Consider the following 12,455-nt stretch of genomic DNA (forward strand, 5'->3'; position numbering starts at 1 on the left):
CGCGCCGATCGTCCAAAGTGAGGTCCGATATGGCGGCCAATCCCACTGAACCCGTCCGCGGCGAGCTGCTTCCCGTCCTGCCGCTGCGTGACATCGTCGTTTTCCCCCACATGATCGTGCCGCTCTTCGTCGGCCGAGAGAAATCCGTCCGCGCCCTGGAAGCGGTGATGCGCGACGACAAGCAGATCCTGCTGGTTGCGCAGAAGAACGCGGCCCAGGACGACCCGGGCTCCGACGACCTCTACCAGGTCGGCACCGTCTCCACGGTCCTCCAGCTGCTGAAGCTGCCGGACGGCACCGTGAAGGTGCTGGTCGAGGGCGGCCGCCGCGCGAAGATCGCCGCCTACAAGGGCACCGAGCCCTATTTCGAGGCCTTCGCCGCCCCGGCGGAGGAGGCCGCGAAGCCCGAGGGGCGTGAGCTGGAGGCGCTGGCGCGCACCGTGGTCGCGCAGTTCGAGCAGTATATCAAGCTGAACAAGAAGATCGCGCCGGAGGTGCTGGTCTCGATCAACCAGATCGAGGAGCCGGCCAAGCTGGCCGATACGGTGGCCAGCCACCTGAACCTGAAGATCGCGGAGAAGCAGGAACTGCTGGAGATCGAGGGCGTCGGCCCGCGGCTCGAGCGGGTCTTCGCCCATATGGAATCCGAGATCGGCGTCCTGCAGGTCGAGAAGCGCATCCGGAGCCGCGTGAAGCGGCAGATGGAGAAGACGCAGCGCGAGTACTACCTGAACGAGCAGCTCAAGGCGATCCAGAAGGAGCTGGGCGAGGGCGAGGAAGGCAAGGACGAATCGGCGGAGCTGGAGGCCAAGATCAAGGCCACCAAGCTGTCGAAGGAGGCCCGCGAGAAGGCGATGGCGGAGCTGAAGAAGCTCAAGACCATGTCGCCCATGTCTGCGGAAGCCACCGTGGTCCGCAACTACCTCGACTGGATGCTGAGCATCCCTTGGAAGAAGAAGACCCGAATCCGTAACGACGTGGTCGCGGCGGAAGCGGTGCTGGATGCCGACCACTACGGGCTCGACAAGATCAAGGAACGGATCATCGAGTATCTGGCGGTGCAGTCGCGCTCGCCTAAGATTCGTGGTCCCATCCTGTGCCTGGTCGGCCCCCCTGGTGTCGGCAAGACCTCGCTGGGCAAGTCGATCGCCAAGGCGACCGGCCGGAACTTCGTGCGCATGTCGCTCGGCGGCGTACGGGACGAGGCGGAGGTGCGTGGCCATCGGCGGACCTATATCGGCTCCATGCCGGGCAAGGTTCTGCAGGGCATGAAGAAGGCGAAGTCTTCGAACCCGCTCTTCCTGCTGGACGAGATCGACAAGCTGGGCGCCGACTGGCGCGGCGACCCGTCCTCGGCCCTGCTGGAGGTGCTGGACCCCGAGCAGAACACAACCTTCAACGACCATTACCTGGAGGTCGACTACGACCTGTCCGACGTGATGTTCGTCACCACGGCCAATAGCCTGCGCATGCCGCAGCCGCTGCTGGACCGCATGGAGATCATCCGCATCCCCGGCTACACCGAGGATGAGAAGGTCGAGATCGCCAAGCGGCACCTGCTGCCCAAGGTCAGCGAGGCCAATGGCCTCAAGAAGGGCGAGTGGAGCATCTCGGACGAGGCGCTGCGCGACATGGTCCGCTACCACACCCGCGAGGCGGGCGTGCGCAACCTGGAGCGCGAGCTGGCCGGCATCGCCCGCAAGGCGGTCAAGGAGATCGTCTCCAAGAAGGCGAAGAAGGTCGCGGTCACGGTCAAGAACCTCGACAAGTTCGCCGGCGTGCGGAAGTTCCGCTACGGCGAGGCCGAGGCGGAGGACATGGTCGGCGTCGTCACCGGCCTGGCCTGGACCGAGGTGGGCGGGGAGATCCTGACCATCGAATCCGTGGTCGTGCCGGGCAAGGGCGCGGTGAAGACCACCGGCAAGCTGGGCGACGTCATGCAGGAAAGCGTCTCCGCGGCGCTGTCCTATGTGCGGAGCCGCTCGATCAACTTCGGCATCAAGCCGACGATCTTCGAGAAGCGGGACATCCACGTGCATGTGCCGGAAGGCGCGACGCCCAAGGATGGCCCCTCGGCCGGCGTGGCGATGGCGACCTCCATCGTCTCCGTGCTCACCGGCATCCCGGTGCGCAAGGACATCGCGATGACGGGCGAGATCACGCTGCGCGGCCGGGTGCTGCCGATCGGCGGGTTGAAGGAGAAGCTGCTGGCGGCGCTGCGGGCCGGCGTCACCACGGTCTTCATCCCGAAGGAGAATGAGAAGGACCTGGCCGAGATCCCCGACAACGTGAAGAAGGGCCTGACCATCATCGCGGTCAGCCACGCGGATGAGGTGATCTCCCAGGCCCTGGCGCGGAAGCCCGAGGCCATTGCCTGGGAGGAGCCGGCCGAGCCGGCGCCGGCCGCGGGCGCGGCGGGCGGGGACGGGGCGGCGGTGCGCCCGCATTGAGCCTAGGCCTGAGCTTCGTTTCGGTGGTTGAAGATGAAGGCGCGCATCCGGAAGGTGCGCGCCTTCCGTCTATTTGCGCGGCCCGGCGCGGTGTTTCGGGAGCGGCCGGGCGCGCGCGGTCGCGGCGGGCGGTTTTTCCACCGAATCTTGGGCACGAAGCGCGGAAGTCTGCCGGGAATCGCGGATGGCGGCGTTGACGCGGCTGAAACACGGCTCCTAGTGTGCCGCCATAGCGGGGCGTGATTCGGGCCCGTTCCATCAGACATGCACAGGAACCTGAAGGGGGGTCCCACATGAACAAGCAGGATTTGGTCGCCGTTGTTGCGGAGGCTGCGGATCTTCCCAAGGCCAAGGCGAGCGATGTGCTCGACGCGGTTTTCGATGCGATCCAGACGGCGCTGAAGAGCAGCACGGAGGTCCGGCTGGTGGGCTTCGGCACCTTCAGCACCTCCAAGCGCAAGGCCGGCAAGGGGCGCAATCCCCGCACCGGTGAGGAGATCAAGATCCCGGCGACGACGACCGTGCGCTTCAAGGCGGGCAAGGGTCTGAAGGACGCCGTGAACTGATCCATCCGCCCCGGCGGGTGACGTGGAAGGGCCGGCCCGCAGGGGCTGGCCCTTTTGCTTTGTGGGGGGCCTTGGCGGGCCCGGCCGGGCGTCGTAACTCCCCGTTCGGCCAGGGGCGCTTAGCTCAGCGGTAGAGCGCCTGTCTTACACACAGGTGGTCGGCGGTTCGATCCCGTCAGCGCCCATTTTTCCGCGGCAAAGCCGCGGAAAAATCCCCCGGAGGGAGAAGGAAGCGACCTGCGCGGCACCGCCGCGCAGCGCGGCGCGCGGATGGCGCGACCTGCAGCAACCGGCGCCGATGCCCGGTGCCGCCGCCGCGCGCATCCTCGGGCCAAGCGACCTGCGCGGCACCGTAGTGCAGCGCGGCGCGCGGATGGCGCGACCTGCTGCAACCGGCGCCGAAGCCCGGTGCCGCCCTGCTCGCATCCTCGGGCCAGGCGACCTGCGCGGCACCGCAGTGCAGCGCGGCGCGCCCATGCCTCCATCCCGCAAGTTTTTTCGCCAAAGATTTGCGCCCTCTGCGCCGGCTTTCGGCCCCTCCAGCTGTCAAATCACTGCCCGCGGCCCTGCGGATAGTTTGCGCGAATCGCGGGAAACACAGCCGTCACTTTCCGGCTTCAGCGACCTTCCGGGCCGGGCGAGGGGCTTCGGGCGGGGTCGCCGGGCCTGTTGACAGCCCGCCCCTGCGCCCCTATTCCCCGGCTCACTGTTCGCGGGCGGGTGTAGCTCAGTTGGTTAGAGCGCCGGCCTGTCACGCCGGAGGTCGCGGGTTCGAGCCCCGTCACTCGCGCCACGCGAACAGTTTTTCCCAAAGTTTGTGACAGGATCAGGGTGGGCGCCGCAAGGCGCGCGCCCCTTTCCTGTTCGTGCGCCAGCCGGCGAAAAAGACAATGCATGTCAACGCTTTCATCATGCATCGGCCCTATGGCGGAGTAAGCGGCAGGCGGCTAATCTCCGCTGCGCTGCAACGCGATAGGGACGGGGCCTGCGGGATTCGCGCAGTCAGCCCTGCCATGACGCGCAGGTGGAACAGCAAGGGCGCCGTGTGGCACCCTGGACAGGCAAGGATAGCCGAGGGCCCATGACCCAGCCGCTGCTGGCCGAATATTTCCCGATCCTGGTGTTCCTCGGGATCGCTGCCGTCATCGCCAGCGCGATGGTCGGCGGCGCGCTTCTGGCCGCGAAGCAGAAGCCCTATGCCGAGAAGCTCTCGGCCTATGAATGCGGCTTCGAGCCCTTCGACGATACGCGGCGCAAATTCGATGTGCGATTCTACCTGGTCGCCATCCTCTTCATCATCTTCGACCTGGAAGTGGCTTTCCTGTTCCCCTGGGCGGTGACGCTGGGGGAGATCGGCTGGTTCGGCTTCCTCTCGATGATGGGCTTCCTAGGCGTGCTGACGGTCGGCTTCATCTATGAGTGGCGCAAGGGCGCGCTGGACTGGGAATGACCGCGGGCCGCCAGGCCCTGCGACAGGTGTGGGGCCTCGGCCCTTCCGACAATGGGCGCCGGCGGGGCGCCCGGAGAACAGCATGAGCGGTTCGGACAGCAACGCGATCGCCTGGAACCGGGAGGCTCTGCCCCCCGGGGCGGCGCAGGACTCGGTGGTGCGGGGCATCACCGGGGAGATCGAGGAAAAGGGCTTCGTCATCGCCAACCTGGACAAGGTGGTGAACTGGGCCCGGACCGGCAGCCTCTGGCCGATGACCTTCGGCCTGGCCTGCTGCGCGGTGCCGATGATCCACGCCTATATGGCGCGCTACGACCTGGATCGCTTCGGCATCATCCCGCGCGGGTCGCCGCGGCAGAGCGACGTGATGATCGTGGCCGGCACCCTGACCAACAAGATGGCCCCCGCTCTGCGCAAGGTCTACGACCAGATGTCGGAGCCGCGCTGGGTGATCTCCATGGGCTCCTGCGCCAATGGCGGCGGCTACTACCACTACAGCTACAGCGTGGTGCGCGGCTGCGACCGCGTGGTGCCGGTGGATGTGTATGTGCCGGGCTGCCCGCCGACGGCCGAGGCGCTCGTCTATGGCATCCTGCAGCTGCAGAAGAAGATCCGCCGGACGGGGACCATCCTCCGTGGCTGACGCACAGACCCTGACGGCGCTGGGCGCCGCCATCGCCGAAGCCGCGGGCGCCGTGGTGGAGGAGGTGTTCGTCGAGCGCGGCGCCGAGCTGGTGCTGCGCGTGAAGCGCGACCAGATCGTGCCCTTCATGGAAATGCTGCGCGACGATCCGCGCTTCGCCTTCGAGCAGGTGATGGACATCTGCGGCATGGACTGGCCGGAACGCGCCGAGCGCTTCGAGGTGGTCTATAACCTGCTCAGCCTTGCGCTGAACCATCGGGTCCGCGTGCTGGTCTCCACCGACGAGACGACGCCGGTGCCGAGCCTCATCCATGTCTGGCCCGCCGCCACCTGGTATGAGCGCGAGGCCTGGGACATGTACGGCATCGTCTTCGCCGGCCAGCCCGACCTGCGCCGCCTGCTGACCGATTACGGCTTCGAGGGCCATCCGCTGCGCAAGGATTTCCCGCTGACCGGCCATGTGCAGGTCCGCTACGACGAGACGCGCAAGCAGGTGGTGAACGAGCCCGTCACCCTGACGCAGGATTTCCGGTCGTTCGACTTCCTGAGCCCCTGGGAGGCGATGACCACGCTGCCGGGTGACGAGAAGGTGCACCAGATCCGCAGCGAACGCGGGCAGATCGAGGGGCCCCAATCATGAGCACCGAGCTGGTCAGCGGCCTGCCGCAGATGGACGGGCCCAACGCATCCCAAAAACTGTTCGACGCCGAGACGCACACCATCAACTTTGGCCCGCAGCACCCCGCCGCGCATGGCGTGCTGCGCCTCATCCTGGAGATGAAGGGCGAGGTGGTGGAGCGCGCCGATCCGCATATCGGGCTGCTGCATCGCGGCACCGAGAAGCTGATCGAGTACAAGACCTACCTCCAGGCCATGCCGTATATGGACCGGCTGGATTACGTCTCGCCGATGTGCATGGAGCACAGCTTTGTTCTCGCGACGGAGCGGCTGCTCGGGATCGAGAACGACGTGCCGCTGCGGGCCAGGTGGATCCGCACGATGTTCGCGGAAATCACGCGAATCCTGAATCACCTGCTGAACGTCACGACCTATGCGCTGGACGTCGGCGCCATCACGCCCTCGCTCTGGGGCTTCGAACAGCGTGAGCATCTGCTGGAATTCTATGAGCAGGTCGGCGGTTCACATTACCATGTGAACTACTTCCGCGCCGGCGGCGTGGCGAAGGACCTGCCGGCGGGTCTGGAAGACCGGATCGGCGCCTGGTGCCAGCGCTTCCCGAAATTCCTCGATGAGCTTGAGGGGCTGCTGACGCAGAACCGCATCTTCAAGCAGCGCACCGTGGATATCGGTGTGATGACGGCGGAGCAGGCGATGGCCTGGGGCTTCTCCGGCCCCTGCCTGCGCGCCTCCGGCTGCGCCTGGGACCTGCGCAAGTCGCAGCCCTATGAGATGTACGAGCAGCTAGATTTCGAGATCCCGGTCGGCGTGCAGGGCGATTGCTATGATCGCTACCTGGTGCGGATGCAGGAGATGCGCCAGTCGCTGCGCATGATCGAGCAGTGCCTGACCCATATCCGCCCCGGCCCGGTGAAGATCGCGGACCACAAGATCGCCCCGCCGTCCCGCGGCGAGATGAAGCGCTCGATGGAAAGCCTGATCCATCACTTCAAGCTCTATACCGAGGGCTACCACGTGCCCGCCGGCGCGACCTACACGGTGACCGAGGCGCCGAAGGGCGAGTTCGGCGTCTATATGGTGGCCGACGGCACCAACCGCCCCTATCGCTGCAAGATCCGCGCGCCCGGCTTCGCGCATCTGCAGGCGATGGAGGCGCTTTCGAAGGGGCATATGCTGGCGGACGCCGTCGCCATCATCGGCAGCCTCGATATCGTCTTCGGGGAGATCGACCGGTGAGCTTCGAACAGCCCACGCATTTCGCCTTCGACGAATCCAGCGAAGCGGAAATCGCCAAGATCCTCGCCAAGTATCCGGAGGCGAAGAAGGCCTCTGGCGTGATCCCCTTGCTCTATGTCGTGCAGCGCCAGATGGGCCGCAGCACGGGCAGCGCCTGGGTGCCGAAGGTGGCGATGGACGTGATTGCGGACCGCCTCGGCATGGCGCCGATCCGCGTCTACGAGGTCGCGACCTTCTACTTCATGTTCAACATGAAGCCGATCGGGAAGCATCACCTGCAGCTCTGTGGCACCACGCCCTGCATGCTGCGCGGCTCCGATGACGTGATGCGCGCTTGCCATGACGCGGCGCATGTGCAGGTCGGGCAGACCTCCGCCGATGGGCTGTTCACGCTGACCGAGGTGGAATGCCTCGGCGCCTGCGTGAATGCGCCGGTGCTGCAGGTGGATGACGACTATTTCGAGGATCTCGACTACGACCGCACCGTCGCGCTGATCGAGGCGCTGAAGCGTGGCGAGCGTCCGACGCCGGGCAGCAGCATCGGCCGCCAGACCAGCGCGCCGGAAGGCGGGCCGCTGACGCTGATCGACGTGCCGGGGGGAGAATAGGCGATGGCACTCTCCGACAAGGACCGCATCTTCACCAACCTCTACGGGCTGCAGGACTGGCGCCTGCCCGCCGCGCAACGGCGCGGCAACTGGGACGGCACGGCCGGTATCCTGGGCAAGGGCCGTGACTGGATCATCGAGGAGATGAAATCCTCCGGCCTGCGCGGCCGCGGCGGCGCCGGATTCCCGACCGGCATGAAGTGGTCCTTCATGCCGAAGCAGGCGAGCGAGCGGCCGCACTATCTGGTGGTGAATGCCGACGAATCCGAGCCCGGCACCTGCAAGGACCGCGACATCATCCGCCACGATCCGCATACGCTGATTGAGGGTTGCCTGATCGCCGGCTTCGCCATGGGCGCGCATGCCGGCTACATCTATATCCGCGGCGAGTACTACAACGAGAGCCGCGTGCTGGATGCGGCGATCGACGAGGCCTATGCGGCCGGGCTGCTCGGCAAGAACGCCGCGGGCTCGGGCTGGGATTTCGACCTCTACGTTCATCGCGGCGCCGGCGCCTATATCTGCGGCGAAGAGACGGCGCTGATCGAGAGCCTGGAGGGCAAGAAGGGCATGCCGCGGCTGAAGCCGCCATTCCCCGCCGCCGTCGGCCTCTATGGCTGCCCGACCACGGTGAACAATGTCGAGACCATCGCCGTGGTGCCGACCATCCTGCGTCGTGGCGCGGCCTGGTTCGCGGGCTTCGGGCGGCCGAAGAATTCCGGCACGAAAATCTTCTGCATCCAGGGCCATGTGAACAAGCCCTGCAATGTCGAGGAGGAGATGAGCATCCCGATGCGGGAGCTCATCGAACGCCACGCCGGCGGCGTGCGCGGCGGCTGGGACAATCTGCTCTGCGTGATCCCCGGCGGCAGCTCCACGCCGCTGCTGCCGAAGCATATCTGCGACGATGTGCTGATGGATTTCGACGCGCTGCGCGAGCACAAGTCGGGCCTCGGCACCGCCGGCGTGATCGTCATGGACAAGTCCACCGACATCGTCCGCGCCATCGCCCGCCTGTCGCGCTTCTACAAGCATGAGAGCTGCGGCCAGTGCACGCCGTGCCGCGAGGGCATGGGCTGGGTCAGCCGCATGATGGACCGGATGGTGCAGGGCCGCGCGGAGATCGAGGAGATCGACGTGCTGGAGGATGTGACCCGCCGCATCGAGGGCCACACGATCTGCGCGCTGGCCGATGGCGGCGTCTGGCCGGTGCAGGGGCTGATCCGGCACTACCGTCCCGTGATGGAAGAACGCATCGCCGCCTACAAGGCCGCGCATGCGAAGCCCGCGGCCTTGCCGCTGGCGGCGGAGTAACGACGATGGCGAAGGTCACGGTCGACGGGATCGAGGTCGAGGTCCCGAACGGCGCCACGGTGCTGCAGGCCTGCGAGGCCGCGGGCAAGGAGATCCCGCGCTTCTGCTACCATGAGCGGCTGAGCGTCGCCGGCAATTGTCGCATGTGTCTCGTCGAGGTCGAGAAGGCGCCGAAGCCCGTCGCCTCCTGCGCCTATCCGGTCGCGGATGGCATGGTGGTGAAGACGGACAGCCCCGTCGTGCGCAATGCGCGTCGCGGCGTCATGGAATTCCTGCTGATCAACCATCCGCTGGATTGCCCGATCTGCGACCAGGGTGGCGAGTGCGACCTGCAGGACCAGGCGGTCGGCTATGGCATGGACCACAGCCGCTACCGCGAGGCGAAGCGGTCCGTGAAGGACAAGAACATCGGGCCGCTGATCAAGACGATCATGACCCGCTGCATCCAATGCACGCGCTGCGTCCGCTTCTCGGCGGAGGTGGCCGGCACCGCGGAGCTCGGCGGCACCAACCGCGGCGAGAATCTCGAGATCGGCACCTATGTGGAGAAGGCGCTGAGCAGCGAGCTCTCCGGCAATCTGATCGATATCTGCCCGGTCGGCGCGCTGACCTCGCGCCCCTATGCCTTCGTCTCGCGCCCCTGGGAACTGCGGAAGACCGAGGGCATCGACGTGCAGGACGCGACGGGCACGAATATCCGCATCGACACGCGCGGGCCCGAGGTTCTGCGAGTCCTGCCGCGCATCAATGAGGATGTGAACGAGGAGTGGATGGCCGATCGCGGCCGCTTCTCCTTCGACGGGCTGAAGCGCAAGCGGCTGGACCGTCCCTGGATCCGCGTGAATGGAGGGCTGCGGCAGGCGAGCTGGCCGGAAGCCTTTGCGGCCATTGCCGGGAAGCTGAAGGGCATGTCCGGCCAGCGTATCGGCGCGATCGCCGGTGATCTGGTCGAGGCCGAAAGCCTGTTTGCGCTGAAGGCGCTGATGGCGAAGCTGGGGTCCGAGAACCTGGACTGCCGCACGGATGGCGCGGCCATCGATGTGACGCGGCCGGATTTCTACCGCTTCAACACGACCATCGCCGGCATCGAGGAAGCCGATGCGCTGCTGATCATCGGCAGCAACCCGCGCACCGAGGCGCCGGTGATCAATGCGCGCATCCGCAAGCGCTGGGTCGCCGGCCGCTTCCCTGTGGGCCGCATCGGCCCGGCGGGTCTCGACCTGACCTACAGCCACGAGCACCTGGGCGAGGGGCCGGAGGCGATCCGCGCGCTGCTCGATGGCACGCATCCCTTCATGGAGGTGCTGCGGACCGCCAAGAACCCGATGGTGCTGCTCGGCCGCGGCGCGCTGATGCGCGCCGATGGGCTGGCGGTGCTGGCGGCGGCCTGGGAGGTGGCGCGCCAGGCCAATGCGCTGCGCGAGGACTGGCACGGCTTCAACCTGCTGCACCTCTTCGGCGGCCAGGTCGGCGCGCTGGCGCTGGGCTTCCTGCCGGGCGCGGGCGGACAGGATATCGGCGGCATGCTGAGCGGCGGCGTCGATGCGCTTTGGCTGCTGGGCGCGGATGGCGTGGATCCGGCGAGCATCGCCGACGGCACCTTCGTGATCTACCAGGGCCATCACGGCGACCGCATCGCGAGCCGCGCCGATGTGATCCTGCCCGGTGCGGCCTATACCGAAAAGGACGGTACCTGGCTGAACACGGAAGGCCGCGTGCAGCGCGGGCATCTCGCCGTGCATCCGCCGGGCGAGGCGCGCGAGGACTGGCGCATCATCCGTGCGGCGAGCGAGGCGCTGGGCGCCACGCTGCCCTTCGACAGCCTGGCGCAGCTGCGCGCCGCGATGCCGCTGGAGGAAGGTTTTGCGCGTCGCTTTGCCGCGGATGCCACCGGCCCGGCCGGTGACCCCGCAGCCATGTCGGGCGCGGCCTTCGTGCTGCCGCTGGCCAATTACCACCAGGCGGATGTCATCGCCCGCGCCTCGGATGTGATGGCGCAATGCGCGGCGACCTTTGCGGCGCCGCTCGCCGTGGCGGCGGAGTAGGGACATGGACGCTTTCCTCGCCACCCCCATCGGGGTGCTCGCGCTGACGGTCGCGCAGGCCATGGCGCTGCTGGTGCCGCTGCTGATCGGCGTCGCCTACCTCACCTGGGCCGAGCGCAAGGTGCTGGCGGCGATGCAGATGCGGAAGGGGCCCAATGTCGTCGGGCCCTTCGGCATGCTGCAGCCCTTCGCCGATGCGCTGAAGATGCTGATGAAGGAGACCATCATTCCTTCCGGCGCGTCGCGCGCGCTGTTCATCATGGCGCCGATGATCACCTTCATGCTGGCGATGCTGGCCTGGGCGGTCATCCCCGTGAATGATGGGTGGGCGATCGCCGATATCAATGTCGGCATCCTCTATCTCTTCGCGATCTCCTCGCTCGGCGTTTATGGCATCATCATCGCCGGCTGGGCGTCGAATTCGAAATACGCCTTCCTGGGCGCGCTGCGCTCCGCGGCGCAGATGGTCAGCTACGAAGTCTCCATGGGCTTCGTCATCGTCACCGTGCTGCTCTGCGTCGGCTCGCTGAACCTGTCGGAGATCGTGCGGGCGCAGGAGAATATGTGGTTCATCCTGCCGCTGTTTCCGATGTTCGTGATCATGTTCATCAGCGCCCTGGCCGAGACCAACCGCGCGCCCTTCGACCTGCCGGAAGGCGAGTCCGAGCTGGTGGCAGGCTTCTTCGTCGAATACAGCTCGATGTCCTTCGCGCTGTTCTTCCTCGGCGAATACGCGAACATGATCCTGATGAGCGCGCTCATCACCATCCTGTTCCTCGGCGGCTGGTATGGGCCCTTCGGGCTGCTGCCGGCGCTCGGGCCGCTGTGGTTCGTGCTGAAGATCTGCTTCTGCCTGTTCGTCTTCGTCTGGGTGCGCGCGACCTTCCCGCGGTATCGCTACGACCAGCTCATGCGGCTCGGCTGGAAGGTCTTCCTGCCCTTCAGCCTTGTCTGGCTGGTCATCACCGCCGCGGCGCTCAAGATCTTCGGCTGGCTGCCGGGAGGAGTTTGATCCATGGCAACCCTTGATCGCGTCGCCCGCAGCCTGCTGCTGACCGAGCTGGTGGGCGGCATGGCGCTGACCCTGAAGCAGTTCTTCAGCCCCAAGGCGACCATCAACTACCCCTATGAGAAGACGCCGCTCTCGCCGCGCTTCAAGGGCGAGCATGCGCTGCGCCGCTACCCGAATGGCGAGGAACGCTGCATCGCCTGCAAGCTCTGCGAGGCGATCTGCCCGGCCCAGGCCATCACCATCGAGGCCGAGCCGCGCGAGGACGGGTCCCGCCGCACCACGCGCTACGACATCGACATGACCAAGTGCATCTATTGCGGCATGTGCGAGGAAGCCTGCCCGGTGGATGCTATCGTCGAGGGGCCGAACCTGGAATTCGCGACCGAGACCCGGTCCGAGCTGATCTATGACAAGGACAGGCTGCTGGATAACGGCGATCGCTGGGAAGCGATCCTGGCCCAGCGGCTCACCCTCGACGCGCCGTATCGCTGA

Annotated in this window: 11 protein-coding genes and 2 tRNA genes; all 13 read left to right on the plus strand. The window is 66.7% G+C overall.

From position 1 onward, the window contains the following. The first annotated feature begins 29 nt into the window (after window positions 1-29). The 13 genes from lon (at window position 30) to nuoI (ending at window position 12,455) form a co-directional block, all read left to right on the plus strand. Complete coding sequence (gene lon, locus ACTIF1_RS02150; protein WP_439594977.1) at window positions 30-2,450, plus strand: endopeptidase La; 2,421 nt, start codon at window positions 30-32, stop codon at window positions 2,448-2,450. Window positions 2,451-2,743: 293 nt separating this feature from the next. Further along, window positions 2,744-3,016 carry an HU family DNA-binding protein gene (locus ACTIF1_RS02155; protein WP_216836189.1) on the plus strand — a complete coding sequence of 91 codons (273 nt, stop codon included), beginning with the start codon at window positions 2,744-2,746 and terminating at the stop codon, window positions 3,014-3,016. A 113-nt stretch (window positions 3,017-3,129) separates the two neighbouring features. Then, a tRNA-Val gene (locus tag ACTIF1_RS02160) sits at window positions 3,130-3,201 on the plus strand. A gap of 531 nt (window positions 3,202-3,732) precedes the next feature. Beyond that, window positions 3,733-3,809 (plus strand) — tRNA-Asp (locus ACTIF1_RS02165). Between the two features lie 288 nt (window positions 3,810-4,097). Further along, entirely contained in the window at window positions 4,098-4,466 is a 369-nt protein-coding gene (locus ACTIF1_RS02170; protein ID WP_305672488.1) for an NADH-quinone oxidoreductase subunit A, read from the plus strand. A gap of 82 nt (window positions 4,467-4,548) precedes the next feature. Further along, a complete protein-coding gene (locus ACTIF1_RS02175; protein WP_216836191.1) occupies window positions 4,549-5,109 on the plus strand; it encodes a NuoB/complex I 20 kDa subunit family protein in 561 nt (186 codons plus the stop codon). Continuing rightward, window positions 5,102-5,749: an NADH-quinone oxidoreductase subunit C gene (locus tag ACTIF1_RS02180; RefSeq protein WP_439594727.1), complete on the plus strand. Its 648-nt coding sequence runs from the start codon at window positions 5,102-5,104 to the stop codon at window positions 5,747-5,749. Before ACTIF1_RS02175 ends, ACTIF1_RS02180 begins: the two co-directional genes overlap by 8 nt. Before the next feature lie 29 nt (window positions 5,750-5,778). Further along, window positions 5,779-6,984 (plus strand): NADH-quinone oxidoreductase subunit D, encoded by a 1,206-nt coding sequence (locus ACTIF1_RS02185; protein ID WP_439594978.1) that lies wholly within the window; start codon window positions 5,779-5,781, stop codon window positions 6,982-6,984. Beyond that, entirely contained in the window at window positions 6,981-7,592 is a 612-nt protein-coding gene (locus ACTIF1_RS02190) for a complex I 24 kDa subunit family protein (protein ID WP_439594728.1), read from the plus strand. Before ACTIF1_RS02185 ends, ACTIF1_RS02190 begins: the two co-directional genes overlap by 4 nt. Before the next feature lie 3 nt (window positions 7,593-7,595). Continuing rightward, on the plus strand, window positions 7,596-8,906 hold the full coding sequence (nuoF, locus tag ACTIF1_RS02195) for an NADH-quinone oxidoreductase subunit NuoF (protein ID WP_439594729.1): 1,311 nt from the start codon (window positions 7,596-7,598) through the stop codon (window positions 8,904-8,906). A gap of 5 nt (window positions 8,907-8,911) precedes the next feature. Then, window positions 8,912-10,951, plus strand: a complete 2,040-nt coding sequence (gene nuoG / locus ACTIF1_RS02200) for an NADH-quinone oxidoreductase subunit NuoG (protein ID WP_439594730.1) — start codon at window positions 8,912-8,914, stop codon at window positions 10,949-10,951. A gap of 4 nt (window positions 10,952-10,955) precedes the next feature. Then, the gene (nuoH, locus tag ACTIF1_RS02205; RefSeq protein ID WP_439594731.1) at window positions 10,956-11,963 is read left to right on the plus strand and encodes an NADH-quinone oxidoreductase subunit NuoH; all 1,008 of its coding nucleotides are present in this window, start codon (window positions 10,956-10,958) and stop codon (window positions 11,961-11,963) included. Window positions 11,964-11,966: 3 nt separating this feature from the next. Further along, the gene (gene nuoI / locus ACTIF1_RS02210) at window positions 11,967-12,455 is read left to right on the plus strand and encodes an NADH-quinone oxidoreductase subunit NuoI (RefSeq protein ID WP_439594732.1); all 489 of its coding nucleotides are present in this window, start codon (window positions 11,967-11,969) and stop codon (window positions 12,453-12,455) included.

Source organism: Falsiroseomonas sp. (assembly GCF_051860665.1).
In the GTDB taxonomy this organism is placed as follows: domain Bacteria; phylum Pseudomonadota; class Alphaproteobacteria; order Acetobacterales; family Acetobacteraceae; genus Falsiroseomonas.